Source organism: Sphingopyxis sp. BSN-002 (genome assembly GCF_022024275.1).
Taxonomy (GTDB): Bacteria; Pseudomonadota; Alphaproteobacteria; order Sphingomonadales; family Sphingomonadaceae; genus Sphingopyxis.
In genome coordinates this window covers 3,032,755-3,047,646 of record NZ_CP091804.1, presented here as the reverse complement: position 1 = coordinate 3,047,646, position 14,892 = coordinate 3,032,755, and the positions used below count along the sequence as shown (strand labels likewise).

Annotated in this window: 18 protein-coding genes; 8 read left to right on the top strand and 10 right to left on the bottom strand. The window is 66.4% G+C overall.

All coding sequences use genetic code 11. The annotated features are described in order from the left end of the window. Positions 1-2: 2 nt before the first annotated feature. The 3 genes from L7H23_RS15165 to L7H23_RS15155 are packed head-to-tail and all read right to left on the bottom strand — an operon-like array spanning position 3 to position 1,851. The gene (locus tag L7H23_RS15165; protein ID WP_237836704.1) at positions 3-701 is read right to left on the bottom strand and encodes a putative DNA-binding domain-containing protein; all 699 of its coding nucleotides are present in this window, start codon (positions 699-701) and stop codon (positions 3-5) included. Next, positions 694-1,554, bottom strand: a complete 861-nt coding sequence (locus L7H23_RS15160) for a DUF692 domain-containing protein (protein WP_275671205.1) — start codon at positions 1,552-1,554, stop codon at positions 694-696. The genes L7H23_RS15165 and L7H23_RS15160 overlap by 8 nt, the downstream gene beginning before the upstream one ends. A 6-nt stretch (positions 1,555-1,560) precedes the next feature. Beyond that, positions 1,561-1,851, bottom strand: coding sequence for a DUF2282 domain-containing protein (locus tag L7H23_RS15155; RefSeq protein WP_237836702.1), 291 nt, complete (start codon positions 1,849-1,851; stop codon positions 1,561-1,563). A gap of 141 nt (positions 1,852-1,992) precedes the next feature. Here L7H23_RS15155 and L7H23_RS15150 point away from each other — a divergent pair, with 141 nt between their 5' ends. The 5 genes from L7H23_RS15150 (at position 1,993) to L7H23_RS15130 (ending at position 6,917) form a co-directional block, all read left to right on the top strand. Continuing rightward, a complete protein-coding gene (locus L7H23_RS15150; protein WP_237836701.1) occupies positions 1,993-2,469 on the top strand; it encodes a GreA/GreB family elongation factor in 477 nt (158 codons plus the stop codon). Continuing rightward, positions 2,466-2,645, top strand: a complete 180-nt coding sequence (locus L7H23_RS15145) for a hypothetical protein (RefSeq protein WP_054724496.1) — start codon at positions 2,466-2,468, stop codon at positions 2,643-2,645. The genes L7H23_RS15150 and L7H23_RS15145 overlap by 4 nt, the downstream gene beginning before the upstream one ends. Before the next feature lie 7 nt (positions 2,646-2,652). Further along, the gene (locus L7H23_RS15140) at positions 2,653-3,819 is read left to right on the top strand and encodes an NAD(P)/FAD-dependent oxidoreductase (RefSeq protein ID WP_237836700.1); all 1,167 of its coding nucleotides are present in this window, start codon (positions 2,653-2,655) and stop codon (positions 3,817-3,819) included. A 147-nt stretch (positions 3,820-3,966) separates the two neighbouring features. After that, positions 3,967-5,835 carry a DEAD/DEAH box helicase gene (locus L7H23_RS15135; RefSeq protein ID WP_237836699.1) on the top strand — a complete coding sequence of 623 codons (1,869 nt, stop codon included), beginning with the start codon at positions 3,967-3,969 and terminating at the stop codon, positions 5,833-5,835. Positions 5,836-5,930: 95 nt separating this feature from the next. After that, positions 5,931-6,917 (top strand): quinone oxidoreductase, encoded by a 987-nt coding sequence (locus tag L7H23_RS15130; RefSeq protein ID WP_237836698.1) that lies wholly within the window; start codon positions 5,931-5,933, stop codon positions 6,915-6,917. 119 nt (positions 6,918-7,036) lie between these two features. Here L7H23_RS15130 and fghA read toward each other — a convergent pair whose 3' ends face one another. Next, positions 7,037-7,885, bottom strand: a complete 849-nt coding sequence (gene fghA / locus L7H23_RS15125) for an S-formylglutathione hydrolase (protein WP_237836697.1) — start codon at positions 7,883-7,885, stop codon at positions 7,037-7,039. Positions 7,886-7,966: 81 nt separating this feature from the next. Continuing rightward, positions 7,967-8,719 (bottom strand): SDR family oxidoreductase, encoded by a 753-nt coding sequence (locus L7H23_RS15120; protein ID WP_237836696.1) that lies wholly within the window; start codon positions 8,717-8,719, stop codon positions 7,967-7,969. A 124-nt stretch (positions 8,720-8,843) separates the two neighbouring features. Here L7H23_RS15120 and L7H23_RS15115 point away from each other — a divergent pair, with 124 nt between their 5' ends. Beyond that, positions 8,844-9,749 carry a LysR family transcriptional regulator gene (locus L7H23_RS15115; protein ID WP_237836695.1) on the top strand — a complete coding sequence of 302 codons (906 nt, stop codon included), beginning with the start codon at positions 8,844-8,846 and terminating at the stop codon, positions 9,747-9,749. A gap of 176 nt (positions 9,750-9,925) precedes the next feature. Continuing rightward, the gene (locus tag L7H23_RS15110) at positions 9,926-10,162 is read left to right on the top strand and encodes a hypothetical protein (protein ID WP_237836694.1); all 237 of its coding nucleotides are present in this window, start codon (positions 9,926-9,928) and stop codon (positions 10,160-10,162) included. Between the two features lie 63 nt (positions 10,163-10,225). Here L7H23_RS15110 and L7H23_RS15105 read toward each other — a convergent pair whose 3' ends face one another. The 4 genes from L7H23_RS15105 to L7H23_RS15090 form a co-directional block, all read right to left on the bottom strand. After that, the gene (locus L7H23_RS15105) at positions 10,226-10,726 is read right to left on the bottom strand and encodes a prolyl-tRNA synthetase associated domain-containing protein (RefSeq protein ID WP_237836693.1); all 501 of its coding nucleotides are present in this window, start codon (positions 10,724-10,726) and stop codon (positions 10,226-10,228) included. 9 nt (positions 10,727-10,735) lie between these two features. Next, entirely contained in the window at positions 10,736-11,116 is a 381-nt protein-coding gene (locus L7H23_RS15100) for a VOC family protein (RefSeq protein ID WP_237836692.1), read from the bottom strand. Between the two features lie 107 nt (positions 11,117-11,223). Further along, the gene (gene purU, locus L7H23_RS15095; protein ID WP_237836691.1) at positions 11,224-12,084 is read right to left on the bottom strand and encodes a formyltetrahydrofolate deformylase; all 861 of its coding nucleotides are present in this window, start codon (positions 12,082-12,084) and stop codon (positions 11,224-11,226) included. A gap of 135 nt (positions 12,085-12,219) precedes the next feature. Next, positions 12,220-13,332 (bottom strand): S-(hydroxymethyl)glutathione dehydrogenase/class III alcohol dehydrogenase, encoded by a 1,113-nt coding sequence (locus L7H23_RS15090; RefSeq protein WP_237836690.1) that lies wholly within the window; start codon positions 13,330-13,332, stop codon positions 12,220-12,222. A gap of 100 nt (positions 13,333-13,432) precedes the next feature. Between L7H23_RS15090 and L7H23_RS15085 the strand changes: the two genes are divergently transcribed. Further along, the gene (locus L7H23_RS15085) at positions 13,433-14,326 is read left to right on the top strand and encodes a LysR family transcriptional regulator (protein ID WP_237836689.1); all 894 of its coding nucleotides are present in this window, start codon (positions 13,433-13,435) and stop codon (positions 14,324-14,326) included. A 33-nt stretch (positions 14,327-14,359) separates the two neighbouring features. Here the strand turns inward: L7H23_RS15085 and L7H23_RS15080 are convergent, their stop codons facing one another. After that, a complete protein-coding gene (locus tag L7H23_RS15080) occupies positions 14,360-14,857 on the bottom strand; it encodes a DUF6386 family protein (protein WP_237836688.1) in 498 nt (165 codons plus the stop codon). Between the last annotated feature and the right edge of the window lie 35 nt (positions 14,858-14,892).

The following is a 14,892-nucleotide window of genomic DNA, read 5'->3' as shown; positions in this document are numbered from 1 at the left end:
TCTCAAAACCTTTCGAATGCCCCTGCGTCGATCAGCGTCGCGATTGCCGCGCCACCGTCGGGATGCAGTTCGGCGAGCACGGCGATCAGGTTACCCAAGGTCGAAATTTCTTTCGCCCGGTCGAGCGCGGCATCGTCTGCGACGTGCAGCGCGAGCAACCGCACCTCGGCGTCGGGCCGGACGACCAGCAACGCGCCTGTACCGGACGCAAGGGCCGGGTCGACCAGCGGCGCGGCATCGCTCGCCAGCGTAACGACCTGCGCCGCGGGGTGCAGACGAAACGTCAGCGCGAGCAGCGCCGCTTCATCCTGCCCCGCAAGGTCGGCGAGGCGCAGCGGTGGCGCCTCGGCGGCGTTGTAGCTTTCGAGCCACGCCCATTCGACCCGCGCGACGTCGGCGGCGAGCGGATCGTCGAGCCAGCCGGCAAAATCGCGGCCGATGTCGGGAAGCGCGAGCGCTTCGGCGCCGCCGCCTTCGACGAAGATGCGCGACAGGCGGTTGAATTCCGCATCCCCAAGATGCGCGCGCGTGCGCGGGAACGTCTCTTCGAGCGCAACGAGGCGCGCGTGCGAGATGGTATTGGCATGGACGCAAAGGCCGCGCAGCACTGCGGCATCGTCGCCCGCGAACAGTCCGCCGGGCAGATCATCGGGCCCATGCAGCAACGTTGCCGCTATGGCCGCCTGTTCGCGTTCAAGCATCGACGGGTTCGATCAGCCGGTCGGCCGTCGTCGCCTCCCCCATCAGCACCGCGAAGTCGGGAACGTCGGTGTCCCATTCGACGAGCACCGGCTTCGGCCCTGAGCGCTTCAGAAAGCGCGCAAGCAGATCCCAGCAACTCGCGCGCACCGGCGATCCATGATCGTCGATCGCGATCCGGCCGCCCATGTCGTCGTCCTTGACGGCATGACCCGCGACATGGATCTCGCCGACGAGCGACGGATCGAAAGCGTCGAGCCACGGCAGCGGATCAAGCCCGAGGTTGAACGCCGACACTTCGACATTGTTGATGTCGAGCAGCAGCCCGCAGCCGCTGCGGCGGCAAAGTTCGTGCAGGAATCCGGCCTCGTCCCGATCGCTCTTCGCATAGGCGAGATAGCGCGACGGATTCTCGATCAGGATGTGCCGGCCGAGCCGGTCCTGCACACGGCCGACCTGTTCGATGAAATGATCGAGCGCAGCATGGGTATAGGGAATGGGGAGCAGATCGGGGAATTTGTCGTCCGGTCCGTTGCTCCAGCTCAGATGGTCGGACACCATCGCTGGCGCATAGCGGTCGCACAGCGCCGCAAGCGCTTCGAGCTCGCCCGTATCGACGCCCGCCGCCGACCCCAGCGACAGCCCGACCGAATGAAAGCTCAGCGGCAGATGCGCCGCGATCGCGGTCAGCCAGCGATGCGGGGGCCCGCCTGGGCCGAAGTAATTTTGGGGGTGTACTTCGACCCAGGCGGGCGCCGCCCCCTCCTCCACCGCCGCAAGCACATCGGCATAGTGCCGGGATCGAAGCCCTATGCCGGCGCGTGACGGTAGTGAGTGGACCGAGGGGGCGGACAAGGTGGATCAGCCCTTCTTGGGCTTCGCATTGCCCGCATGCGCGGTCAGCGTGCCGCCCATCTTGACGCAGGTGCCGGGCTTCACATGCTTCCAGGCGTTGCCCTGATAGTCGACGGTCGAGGTGCCGGCGCAGCTCGTGCCGGGGCCGGCGGCGCAGTCGTTCTTGCCCTTGAGCGCAATGCCGAAGCATTTCTCGGTCTTGCCTTCGGCGGCGACGGCAGTGCTGCCGATTGCGTTGCCGGCGGCCATGGCGAGAATGGCCGAGGCGGCCAGCGACAGTTTCAGCGTGTTGGTCATGTGGATACTCCCTTGGAAAATGGATGATGCGGGGGATGGCATCGTCCCTGTTTCGAGCGGGATCGCCGCGTGGTTACGGCGACGCGCCTTTATATCGCCACCTTCATGGCCCAGAGGCGCCGATCATTCAGGAAAGAGACGATGAGCGTAGCCTTCCGCCGCGAGAGCGACGACGAGCATAAAGAACCCGAATATGAGCTGCCGATCCCGGTCGGCGCCAACCTCGTGACACCGCGCGGCCTCCGGCTTCTCGGCGAAGAGGTCGCGCGCCTCGAAGCCGCAGTTGCGGCCGAGGGTAATGAGGAAGCCCGCAAGAAGCTCCAGCGCCAGCTCCGCTATTTCAACACGCGCAAGGCAACCGCCGAGGTGCAGGCGCCGGCCGAAGACGATGTCGTCGGCATCGGCAGCCGCGTCCACTATGCACTCAATGGCGCCGAGCGCGCGGTCACCATCGTCGGCCACGACGAGGCCGATCCTGCCGCGGGCCGTATCGCCTTCGCCGCGCCGCTCGGCCGCGCCTTGATGGGCGCTGAGGCCGGTGACATGGTCGAATTTCAGGGCCGCGAGGACGCTATCGAAATCCTTGCCGCCGCCGCCGATCCGGAGGTCATGGCATGAAGGACAAGTTCGAACGCCACAAACAGCCCTGGACCGCGGCCGAGATCGACAAGCTCCACACGCTCGCCAAGAAGGGGATGGCGCTGAAGGCGATCGCAAAGGCGCTCACCCGCAGCGAGGAGTCGGTGAAGGTCCGCGCCAAGGCCGACGGCCTCTCGATCGCAAAGCTGCACTGACACCCGCATGACAGGTTACGACGCCATCGTGCTGGGTGCCGGCGCGGCCGGACTGATGTGCGCCGCGGTTGCGGGGCAGCGGGGCAAGCGCGTCCTGCTGCTCGACCATGCCGATCAGGTCGGGAAGAAGATCCTCATCTCGGGCGGCGGCCGGTGCAACTTCACCAATATCCACACCGCGCCCGACCGCTACATCTCGGCGAACCCGCATTTCGCGAAGTCGGCACTCGCGCGCTACACGGCGGCCGACTTCATCGCGCTGGTCGACCGCTACGGCATCGCGCATCACGAAAAGACGCTCGGCCAGCTCTTTTGCGACGGCTCGGCGAAACAGGTCGTTGCGATGCTGCTCGAGGAATGCGCGAAAGGCGGCGTCGACGTCCGCTGCGGCCAGCCCGTGCGCGAGGTGACGCACGCCGATGGCACGTTCACCGTGACTTTCAGCGACCAGCAATTTGCGGCACCCAACCTCATCATCGCAACCGGCGGCCCCTCGATCCCGAAGATGGGCGCGACCGGCTTCGCCTATGACCTCGCGCGCCAGTTCGGCCTCAAGGTCGTCGAGCCACGCCCCGCGCTCGTGCCGCTCACACTCGGCGGCGACGATGTGCTGTTCCGCGACCTGTCGGGCGTCGCAACCCCGGTCGAGGCGCGCGCGGGCAAGACCGCCTTCCGCGAAGCCGCGCTCTTCACCCACAAGGGCCTCTCCGGTCCGGCGATCCTCCAGATCAGCAGCTACTGGCGCCACGGCGAGCCCGTCACGATCGACTTCCTGCCCGGCGCTGCGCCGGGTTGGCTTCTTGACGCCAAGCGCAGTCGGCCGCGCGCGACGCTCGCCTCGGCCATCGCCCTCCCCGATCGCCTTGCGCAGACACTCGCCGACCGCCTCGCCCTTCCCGGCGAATTGGGTGCGCAGACCGACCGCAAGCTTGCCGACGCCGAAGCGCGTCTCGCGCGCTGGCCCTTCCACCCGAACGGCACCGAAGGCTATGCCAAGGCCGAGGTCACCGTCGGCGGAATTTCGACCGCAAACCTGTCGTCGCAAACAATGATGGCCAAAAGCGTGCCGGGACTGTATGCGGTCGGCGAAGCCGTGGATGTCACCGGGTGGCTGGGCGGCTATAATTTTCAATGGGCTTGGGCCAGCGGACACGCTGCGGGTCAGGCGCTTTAGGAAAAACCCACATATTTCCTCGTCATGCTGAACCCGTTTCAGCATCCATGACCCAATTGTTCGGACCCGGGCGTCAGACCCGAACCGAATCCCGGGCGGCGGAGAAGCAACGACGGCGCCTTTGCCGCACAGGACAAGAAGAACAAAATGCCTTTCGAAAATCTCTCGCCCGTCCTTTCGGACGCCCTCGTCGCGCGCGGCTATGAAGCGCTCACCCCCGTCCAGACGCACGTCACCGAAGACGAAGCCAAGGGCCGCGACCTCCTCGTCTCGGCGCAGACCGGTTCGGGCAAGACCGTCGCCTTCGGCCTCGCCATGGCCGACGAGCTGATCGAGGACGGCCGTCTGCCCTTCGCCAGCTCGCCGCTCGCGCTGATCGTCGCGCCGACGCGCGAGCTCGCGCTGCAGGTCAGCCGCGAACTGAGCTGGCTGTACGGCAAGGCCGGCGCGCGCATCGCGACCTGCGTCGGCGGCATGGACGCAAGCCGCGAACGCCGCAACCTCAGCCAGGGCGTCCACATCGTCGTCGGCACCCCGGGACGCCTGCGCGACCATCTCGAACGCGGTGCGCTCGACCTTGAGGCACTGCGCGTCGCCGTCCTCGACGAGGCCGACGAAATGCTCGACATGGGCTTTCGCGAAGATCTTGAGGAAATCCTCGACGCGACGCCCGAGACGCGCCGCACTTTGCTGTTCTCGGCGACGATCCCGAAGCCGATCGCCCAGCTCGCGAAGCGCTATCAGCGCGATGCGCTGCGCATCTCGACCGTCGGCGAAGACCGCGGCCATGGCGACATCGCCTATCAGGTCGTGACCGTCGCCCCGGCCGATATCGAGGGCGCCGTCATCAACCTGCTCCGCCTGCACGAGGCCGAGACCGCGATGCTGTTCTGCGCGACGCGCGACAATGTCCGCCGCCTCCACGCCAGCCTCGTCGAGCGCGGTTTCGCCGCCGTCGCGCTGTCAGGCGAGCATAGCCAGAACGAGCGCAACCATGCGCTGCAGGCGCTCCGCGACCGCCGCGCGCGCGTCTGCGTCGCGACCGACGTCGCCGCGCGCGGCATCGACCTGCCGAGCCTCAGCCTCGTCGTCCATGTCGAAATCCCGCGCGACGCCGAAACGCTCCAGCACCGCTCGGGCCGTACCGGCCGCGCGGGCAAGAAGGGCACCGCGGTCCTGATCGTCCCCTATCCGCGCCGTCGCCGCGTCGACGGCATGCTGCGCGGCGCGAAGATCGAGGCGGAGTGGATGAACGCCCCGACCGCGGCCGACGTCCGGCAAAAGGATCAGGAGCGGCTGATCGAAAAGCTGCTCGCCCCCGTCGAGCATGAGGCTGAAGACCTCGAACTCGCGCAGCGCCTGATGGCCGAGCGCTCGGCCGAGGATATCGCCGCATCGCTCGTCCGCGCGCACCGCGCGCTGATGCCGCCCCCCGAAGATCTGATCGACAATGGCCCGCCCGCGCGCCGCGAGCGCGGCGAGCGGGGCGACCGCTTCGAACGCGATGATCGTCCCGACCGCGGCCAGCACCGCGAGCAGTTCGACGACAGCGTCTGGTTCAAACTGAACATCGGCCGCCGCCAGAACGCCGACCCGCGCTGGATCCTGCCTTTGCTCTGCCGCCGCGGCCATGTGACCAAGCACGAGATCGGCGCGATCCGCATCGGGCCGAGCGAAACCCTGTTCAACATCCCGCTCGCCATCGCCGACCGCTTCGCCGAGGCCATCCAGCGCACCGCCAATCAGGATGGCGAGGACGACAGCGGCGTCGCGATCACTCCCGCGCCCGGCGGCGCCACCTATCCGCCGCGCCGCGAGAAAGGTCCGCACAAGGGCGGCGCGCGTCACGGCGGTCCGCGCCATGACGGCCCCCGCCACGACGGTCCGCGTCATGACGGCCCGCGCGGCGATGGCCCGCGCAAGCCGCGCGGCGCCAGCACGCCCGGCGGCCCGACCGAACGCTACAAGCCCAAGCCCTATGGCCAGCGGGGCCCGCGCAAGCAGGGCAAATATTGATCGCTCCCGCCTGACGTAGCGGCGCTTTCACCGCTCCGCCCTTGCGCCGCTTGCCTGCCCGCCCCAGATGGGGGCGATCAGCAGGAGAGCGGCGCATGCAGGCGATCGAGGCGTTCATCGAAACGCAGGGCGGACCCGAGGTCATCGACTGGCGCGAGGTCACGCTCGGCGATCCCGGCCCCGGTCAGGTGCTCGTGCGCCAAACCGCCGTCGGATTGAACTATATCGACACCTATCACCGCGACGGCACCTATCCGGTCGAGCTGCCCGGCGGCCTCGGCGTCGAAGCCGCGGGCGAAGTGATCGCGGTCGGGCCCGACGTCCATGGCCTCCAGCCCGGCGACCGCGTCGCGACCTTCGGGCCGCAGCGCAACGCCTATGCCTCGGCGCGGCTCGTCCCCGCGGCCTCGCTGTTCAAGCTGCCCGCGACGATCGACGACGAAACCGCTGCCGCCGCGCTGCTCAAGGCCGCGACCGTCGAGGCGCTCGTCGAGCGCTGCGCGAAGGTCGAGGCTGGCTGGCCGGTGCTCGTCCATGCCGCCGCGGGCGGGGTCGGGCTGATCCTCGTGCAATGGCTGAAGGCCGTCGGCGCGACCGTCATCGGCACCGTCAGCACCGAAGCCAAGGAGCATGTCGCACGCGAGGCCGGCGCCGATCATGTCATCCGTTACAAGAGCGACGATGTCGCCGCGCATGTCCGCGAGATCACCGACGGTCAGGGTGTCCCCGTCACCTTCGACGGGATCGGCATGGCGACCTGGAACATCTCGCTGAAGGCGACCGCGCGCCGCGGACTGATCGTCAGCTATGGGAATGCCGGCGGGCCGGTGACCGGCGTGAACCTTGGCATCCTCGCGCAGCACGGATCGCAGTTCGTCACCCGGCCGACCCTGTTCGACTATTACCTGCACCCCGGCGAGCGCGCCGCCGGGGCCGCACGCGTGTTCGAGATGATCGAAAGCGGCGCGGTAAAGATCACCGTCGGCCAGCGTTACTCACTCGAAGATGCGGCGCGGGCGCACGCCGACCTCGAAGCCGGACGCACGACGGGCTCTACCTTGTTGATTCCGGAGCGCTCTTAAATCCCCTCCCGCTTGCGGGAGGGGTAGCGAGACTTGCGAGCTTGCTCGCTAGTCGCAGCGGGGAGGGTTCGGCAACACCACATGCCCTCCCCCAACCCCTCCCTGAAGGGAGGGGAGTTTCACGCCTTCAGCCGCTCGGCGTGCCAGGCAACATGCTCGGCCATGAAGGTCGAGATGAAATAATAGCTGTGGTCGTATCCCGGCTGCATGCGGATTTCGGCTTTCTGTCCCGCCCGCTCGCACGCCGCGACCAGCAATTCGGTCTTGAGCTGTTCGACGAGGAAATTGTCGGCATCGCCCTGATCGACAAGCAGGTCGGGCACGCGCAGCCCCTGATCGAGCAGCGCGCACGCGTCATAGGCGTGCCAGTCCTCGCGGTCGTCGCCGAGATAACCGGTGAGCGCCTTCTCGCCCCAGGGGCACTGCGACGGCGCGACAATCGGCGAAAAGGCCGACACCGAGCGGAAGCGATCCTGATTGCGCAGGCCAATCGTCAGCGCGCCATGCCCGCCCATCGAATGACCGGTGATCGCCTGCCGCGTCAGGTCGGCGCTCGCGAAATTGCGCAGCACCAGCGACGGCAGTTCGTCCTCGACATACGAACGCATCCGGTAGTTCTTCGCCCACGGCTCCTCGGTCGCATCGACATAGAAGCCGGCGCCGAGCCCGAAATCATAGGCCGCGTCGGCATCGTCGGGCACGCCCTCGCCGCGCGGGCTCGTGTCGGGCGCGATGAAGATCACGCCATGCTCGGCGCAGGCGGCGCGATATTCGCCCTTCTCCATCACATTGGCATGGGTGCAGGTCAGCCCCGACAGATACCAGAGCACCGGCAGCTTCGCGCCATGCGCATGGTCGGGGACGAAGACCGCGAAGGTCATGTCGGTGCCGGTGGTGGTGCTCGCGTGCTTGTACACGCCCTGCGTGCCGCCATGGCTGCGGACGGTGGAGAGGGTCTCGATAGGCATGCGCGCCTTGTGGCGCGGCGACCCGAAACGCGCAACCCCGCCGTCCACCCGGGACGACGGGGCAATCGAATTCACGCGGCGTCAGATCTGGGCGAAGCCGCCGTCGACGAACAGTTCGACGCCGTTGACATAGCTCGACGCGTCGGAGGCCAGGAACACGGCCGCCCTGCCGATTTCGCGCGGGTCTGCAAGGCGGCCAAGCGGAACGCGGGCGGCAAATTCGCCTTCGAGCGCATTCCATTCCTCATCGCTCGAGGTGAGCCCCTTGAGCCCCGGAGTGGTGGTCGCGCCCGGCGCGATGACGTTCACACGGACCTTGCGGTCCCTGAGGTCGAGTATCCAGCTGCGCGCGAAATTGCGGATCGCCGCCTTGGTCGCGCCATAGACGCTGAACGCCGGTTCCGAACGCGTCGATGTCGTCGACCCGGTGAGGATGATCGACGCGCCTTCGCGCAGCAGCGGCAGCGCCTTCTGCACAGTGAACAGCGTCGCCTTCACATTCAGGCCGAAGGTGCGGTCGAACTCTTCCTCGGTGATTGCGCCGAGCGGCTGGAATGCGCCTCCGCCGGCATTGGCGACGAGGATGTCGATCGGCGCACCATGCTGCTGGACGACGTCATAAAGGCGATCGAGGTCGGCAAAGCTGGTCACGTCGCCCTGCACGCCGACGGCATCATGGCCGATCGCCTGCACCGCGGCGTCGAGCTCTTCCTGCCGGCGGCCGGTGACGAAAACTTTCGCGCCCTGCCCGGCGAGTTCCTGCGCGATACCGAGGCCGATGCCGCTGTTGCCACCGGTCACGACTGCCACCTTGCCTTTGAGATCATAGGTCATGGTCATTCTCCTGTCAGAGGGCGGCGAACCCTTCGCCGTCCGATGGAGAGGAGATAAATCCGCAACGATGTTGGCAGTAGACGGCAATATTGACACTTATCGTTCCATCAATAGAACGATTGTCATGCAGGACCTCAACGATCTGCGCTATTTCGATGCTGTAGTGACGAACGGTGGCTTTGCCCCCGCCGGCCGCGCGCTGCGCCTGCCCAAGTCGAAACTCAGCCGCCGCATTGCCGCGCTCGAAGAGCGTCTGGGCGCGCGGTTGATCGAGCGTTCTTCGCGGCGCTTCCGCGTCACCGACATCGGCCTCGCCTTCCACGCGCAGGCGCAGCTCGCGGTCGCCGCCGCCGAGCGTGCCGAAGCGATCGTCGAGGCGAGCCTCAGCGAGCCGCGCGGCACCGTCCGCATGTCGTGCCCGACCGGGCTGGTGTCGATCGTCGCCGACATGCTGCCCGACTTCCTGACCCTCTATCCGAAGGGCCATGTCCAGATCGTTGCGGTCGATCGCCCGGTCGACATCATCGCCGAGCGGATCGACGTCGCGCTGCGCGTGCGTGTCAAACTCGACAGCGACGCGGAGTTGACGATGCGGACGCTCGCGCACAGCCGCCGCATCCTGATCGCCAGCCCCGCGCTCGCCAATCGCATCGCGGGGGGCGGGATCGAGGCGCTTGCGGAGCTGCCGACGCTGAGTTCGTCGGGTGAGGACGGCGAAGAGACGTGGCGGCTCGAAGGGCCCGACGGGCCGCGCGATATCCGGCATATTCCGCGCCTCAGCTGCGGGGATTTCGGCGCGATCCGGCAAGCCGCAGCCGCGGGGCTCGGTGTCGCGATGCTGCCCGACCACGCCTGTGCTGCGGAATTGCGCTCGGGCGCCCTCGTCCATGTGCTGCCCGAATGGCGGAGCGAGGACGGCATCGTCCACCTCGTCTTCACGACACGCACCGGCCTGCCGCCGCTGGTGCGCGCATGGATCGACCATCTGGCAAAGGGGTTCCGCAACCCCGCGCTGTTCAGCGACCGCTAAGGGGTTCACCCCGCATTTCGGGGCGTTCGTCCCGCAGGCGACCTGGGCACCGCGATGCTCCGGAACTTTCGCGCAATTACACAGGTTTGGCCTCAACCACAGCTTGCGGAACCAGCAAGCGTGGCTTTCCACGGGTCGCACTGCCGGCCTCTCCCGATACCAGCATAGGGGTATTTATGCGCAAGATTTCGATTATCGCCGTTGCCGCCGCCAGCTTCTGCATCGCGCCGCTCGCGCTCGCACAGGAGCCCGACGCACCGGCGCCCACGGAAGAACCGGCGCCGGCGCCGCAGCCCACCGCCGAACCGTCGAGCGAGCCGACGCCGACCGCGGAACCCGCTCCGGCGCCCGAACCCACCGACAAGAAGGCGCCGAGCGACGAGCCGGCACCGAAGGAAGAGCCCAAGGCCTGATAGCGCCGGGGCATTCCCGACGAAACGGACCGCCGGAGCCTCGCTTCGGCGGTCCTTTCTTTTCTATCCGGTCTGTACCGGAACTCCCGCAACAAGCGGTGCGTGACCCCAGTGACGCAGCAGATCGAGAATCGCCGCGCCCGACAGGCCGAGCGTCGCGGTGTTGCGCAGCGGATGGACGTTGACCGTGTCGGCGGCCGCCAGCCCTTCGTCGAGCACGACGGTGATACTCCCGACCGGCGCGTTGATCGCGGCGAGCGGCGTCACCGAACCCGGTGCAATTCCCAGCAAGCGTTCCATGTCCTCCGCCTTGCCGAAGCTGACGCGCTTGCTGCCGATCGCGGCGGGCAAGGCCTTCAGGTCGACCCGCGCTTCGCCCGGCACGGTGACGAGCCAATAGGCGCCGCCATTGTCCTTCAGGAACAGGTTCTTGGTATGCGCACCCGGTATCGCGGCGTTCACCTCGTCGCTCTCGGCGACGGTGAACACCGCGACATGTTCATAGGCGGCGAAGGGGATGCCAAGCGCATCCAGATCGGTCAGCAATCCCGCTTCGCCGCGCATGACCGGCCCTTAAACGACGCGGTGAAGCGCGCAGAGCTTGTTGCCCGACGGATCGCGCAGATAGGCGAGATAAAGCTGGCCGAAACCGCCTTCGCGCACGCCCGGCGGATCTTCGATCGAGGTGCCGCCATTGGCGACGCCGGCATCGTGCCAGGCCTTCGCCTGCTCGGGCCCTTCCATCGCGAAACCGATCGTGCAGCCGTTGCCCACGGTCGCGGCTTCGCCGTCGATGGGCTTGCCGACGAGGAACAGGCCGCCGTTGTGCATATAGATCAGGCGGCCCTTGTCGTCCTGGATGCCCGGCTTGCCGCCGATCGCCTGGAAGGTCGCGTCATAGAATTTCTTCGCCGCCTCGATGTCGTTCGCGCCGACCATATTGTGACTGTACACGCCTTTTGCTCCTCCTGATTATGGTTGCGATTCGGGACTTATCCTGCCCGCCCCGTCAGGACCAGTCACGATAGCGTTTCCGGTTCACCGAAAATGACGAACGGCCGTTAGCGGAAGACCACGGTCTTGCGGCCGTCGATCAGCACGCGCTGCTCGGCGACCCAGCGCACCGCCCGCGCCAGCACCTGCGCCTCGGTATCGCGGCCGATGCGGATCAGTTCGTCGACGCTGTCGCGGTGATCGACGCGCTCGACCGCCTGTTCGATGATCGGCCCCTCGTCGAGGTCGCTCGTCACGAAATGCGCGGTCGCACCGATCAGCTTCACCCCGCGCTCCTGCGCGCGGTGATAGGGCTTGGCGCCCTTGAAGCCCGGCAGGAAGCTGTGATGGATATTGATGCAGCGCCCCGACAGCTTCGCCGACAGATCCTGCGAGAGCACCTGCATATAGCGCGCGAGCACCAGATATTCGGCGCCGCCGCGCGCCATCACGTCGAGGATCGCCGCTTCCTGGTCGGCGCGGTTCGCGTCGCTGACCGGCAGGTAATGGAAGGGCACGCCATGCCATTCGGACAGGCGCCGCTGCGCCTCATGGTTGGAAACCACGCCGACGATGTCGATCGCCAGATTGCCGGTCGACCAGCGGTGGAGCAGGTCGTTCAGGCAATGGCTGCCCTGCGACACCGCAATGACGAAGCGCGGCTTTGCGGCGCGGTCGCTGATCCGCGCATCCATCGCGAAGCGCGCGACGATCGGCGCGAACGCCTCTTCAACGCCGGCCAGCCTCTCGGGAAAGCGCGGTCCAGCCCCGCGAAACTCGACGCGCATGAAGAAGCGCCCGGAATCGAGATCGGCATATTGCTGGCTGTCGAGAATGAAGCCGTCGCGTTCCGCCAGCAGCCCCGTCACGGCGGCCACAATGCCCACCGCGTCGACGCAGCTGAACGTCAGGACATAGGGTCCGCTCACTTCGTCACTCCCTCCGCGCGCTCTCCAAACCCGTTTGTGCTGAGCCTGTCGAAGCACCGTTCTTTCTTCTGCGCCGCCGCATGGAGGAAGAACGGCCCTTCGACAAGCTCAGGGCGAACGGAAATTGGAGTCGGCTCAGTAAACGACGACGCTGCGGATGCTCTCGCCGGCATGCATCAGGTCGAAGCCCTTGTTGATCTCTTCCAGCCCCATGACGTGCGTGATCATCGGGTCGATCTCGATCTTGCCGGTCATATACATGTCGACGATCTTCGGCACGTCGGTGCGGCCCTTGGCGCCGCCGAACGCGGTGCCGCGCCAGTTGCGGCCGGTGACGAGCTGGAACGGGCGCGTCGCGATTTCCTTGCCCGCCTCGGCGACGCCGATGATGATCGAGGTGCCCCAGCCGCGGTGGCAGGCTTCGAGTGCGATCCGCATCACCTCGGTATTGCCCGTCGCGTCGAAGGTATAGTCGGCGCCGCCGTCGGTCATCGCGACGATCGTCGCGACGACATCCTCGCGGCTCATGCCCTTCGAGTTGAGGAACTCGGTCATGCCGAACTTGCGGCCCCATTCCTCGCGGTCGGGGTTGATATCGACGCCGATGATCTTGTCGGCACCGGCAAGGCGCGCACCCTGGATCACGTTGAGCCCGATGCCGCCGAGCCCGAAGACCACGACATTGTCGCCGACCTGCACTTTCGCGGTGTTGATCACCGCGCCGACGCCGGTGGTCACGCCGCAGCCGATATAGCAGCTCGACTGGAACGGCGCGTCCTCGCGGATCTTCGCGACCGCGATCTCGGGCAGCACCGTGAAGTTCGAGAAGGTCGAGCAGCCCATATAGTGAAAGATCGGCTGGCCCTTGTACGAAAAGCGCGTCGTGCCGTCCGGCATCAAGCCCTTGCCCTGCGTGGCGCGGATTGCGGTGCAGAGGTTGGTCTTGCCCGACAGGCAGCTTTTGCACTGGCGGCATTCGGGGGTGTAGAGCGGGATCACATGGTCGCCAGGCTTGACGCTGGTGACGCCCGCACCGACCTCGCGCACGACGCCCGCGCCCTCATGCCCCAGCACGCTCGGAAAGATGCCCTCGCTGTCGAAACCGTCGAGCGTATAGGCATCGGTGTGGCAGATGCCCGTCGCCATGATCTCGACCAGCACCTCGCCCGCCTTCGGGCCTTCGAGGTCGAGTTCGACGATTTCGAGCGGCTTCTTCGCTTCGAACGCAACGGCGGCGCGGGTCTTCATGGGGAGCACTCCTTGCGAGAAATTGGTTGCGCCCGCTGTACACCGATCCAAAGCGCGATAAAGGGGCCAATCGGCAATATATTATCCCAAAGGTGAGATAATGAGCGCATGGGAGGGCATCGACGAGATCGTCGCGATCGCCGACGCGGGCAGCTTCGTCGCGGCGGCGGCGCGGCTCGGCACCTCGACCTCGCACATCAGCCGCGCGGTGATCCGCCTTGAAAACCGCATCGGCGCGCAGATTTTCGTACGCACGACGCGCCGCGTCGTCCCGACCCCGGCAGGCCGCACCTTGATCGAGCAATTCCGCAGCCTCATCGCCGCGCGCAACGATGCGCTTTCGGCGGTCAGCGACGACGGCGCGCCGCGCGGCGAGGTGCGGATGACCTGCTCGATCGCGATGGGCGAGCGCTTCGTCGCGCAGATCGCGCGCGACCATGCCTTCGCCTTTCCCGACGTGACCGTGACGCTCGAACTCACCAACCGCGTCGTCGATCTGCTTGCCGAGGGCTTCGACCTCGCGATCCGTACCGGCACGCTGCCGGACTCGGGGCTGGTCGCGACGCGCATCGCCTCGCGCAGCCTCTATCTCTGCGCCGCGCCCGCCTATCTCGCGCGCGCCGGGACACCTGCGTCGATCGATGACCTCGCACGCCACGAATGCCTGCTCGGCACCGCCCCCGCCTGGCACTTCCGCGCGCAGGGCAAGGAAATCACCCACCGCCCCGCCGGCCGCTGGCGCTGCAACAGCGGCACCGCGGTCACCGAAGCCGCACTCGCGGGCCACGGCGTCTGCCAGCTTCCCGATTTCTATGTGATGCCGCATTTGCAAAGCGGCGCGCTCGTCTCGCTCCTCGACCCGCTGCGCCCGCAGGAGGAGCCGATCTGGGCGGTCTATCCGCAGCGCCGCCATTTGCTGCCGAAGGTTCGGCTGCTGATCGACAAGCTGCGCGAGGAATTGCCGGGGGCGTTGCAGCGGAGTGGGGCTGACTAACGCCTATGGCCTGGATGACTTCGCTCTACCAATCTAGATGCGAATAAGATCGACCAAGTCGTTGAGGAATGGTTCGGTCGGTTGAAAATTGATCGTAATCATGCTGCCCTGACGCGACACGCTAACTTTTTGATGCGGATCATCGACCGAGAGAAATGCTCCTCCCCATTCGCCGGTCGGTTCAAAACCCCCGCCGGACATTTCCTCCCCCGCCCCGATAAATATGCGCCCGGAAGGCGCCTTTAAATGATAGCCAGCCCGCTCAGGATCACATTGTTTGGTAATTTCAATCTGATAGCGTCCATCTGCACCCAGATTTAGAAACAGCGCATTGCTGTTACGAACTTCCATCAATTCGTCTCTTGGAATGGACCACCAATCGCCAGTATCGTCTTTACGATGGCTCATTGCGGCCAGGTCAAAAACGCAAATTGTGGCTGTATCCGTCACGATGTCGAAAACGCCGCGAGTATCATTCGCGGGCGCGGCGTTGGCAGTTAGCGCCTTCTTACTTTTCAGCCAGTCGAACAATGCGGATCTCCCAGATTGGAAATATTCTGCTAGAC

Bases quoted from the DNA above. Each gene is read 5' to 3' on its own strand.
- L7H23_RS15165 (WP_237836704.1), bottom strand. From the start codon at position 701: ATGCTTGAACGCGAACAGGCGGCCATAGCGGCAACGTTGCTGCATGGG.
- L7H23_RS15155 (WP_237836702.1), bottom strand. From the start codon at position 1,851: ATGACCAACACGCTGAAACTGTCGCTGGCCGCCTCGGCCATTCTCGCC.
- L7H23_RS15150 (WP_237836701.1), top strand. From the start codon at position 1,993: ATGAGCGTAGCCTTCCGCCGCGAGAGCGACGACGAGCATAAAGAACCC.
- L7H23_RS15145 (WP_054724496.1), top strand. From the start codon at position 2,466: ATGAAGGACAAGTTCGAACGCCACAAACAGCCCTGGACCGCGGCCGAG.
- L7H23_RS15140 (WP_237836700.1), top strand. From the start codon at position 2,653: ATGACAGGTTACGACGCCATCGTGCTGGGTGCCGGCGCGGCCGGACTG.
- L7H23_RS15135 (WP_237836699.1), top strand. From the start codon at position 3,967: ATGCCTTTCGAAAATCTCTCGCCCGTCCTTTCGGACGCCCTCGTCGCG.
- L7H23_RS15130 (WP_237836698.1), top strand. From the start codon at position 5,931: ATGCAGGCGATCGAGGCGTTCATCGAAACGCAGGGCGGACCCGAGGTC.
- fghA (WP_237836697.1), bottom strand. From the start codon at position 7,885: ATGCCTATCGAGACCCTCTCCACCGTCCGCAGCCATGGCGGCACGCAG.
- L7H23_RS15120 (WP_237836696.1), bottom strand. From the start codon at position 8,719: ATGACCTATGATCTCAAAGGCAAGGTGGCAGTCGTGACCGGTGGCAAC.
- L7H23_RS15115 (WP_237836695.1), top strand. From the start codon at position 8,844: ATGCAGGACCTCAACGATCTGCGCTATTTCGATGCTGTAGTGACGAAC.
- L7H23_RS15110 (WP_237836694.1), top strand. From the start codon at position 9,926: ATGCGCAAGATTTCGATTATCGCCGTTGCCGCCGCCAGCTTCTGCATC.
- L7H23_RS15105 (WP_237836693.1), bottom strand. From the start codon at position 10,726: ATGCGCGGCGAAGCGGGATTGCTGACCGATCTGGATGCGCTTGGCATC.
- L7H23_RS15090 (WP_237836690.1), bottom strand. From the start codon at position 13,332: ATGAAGACCCGCGCCGCCGTTGCGTTCGAAGCGAAGAAGCCGCTCGAA.
- L7H23_RS15085 (WP_237836689.1), top strand. From the start codon at position 13,433: ATGAGCGCATGGGAGGGCATCGACGAGATCGTCGCGATCGCCGACGCG.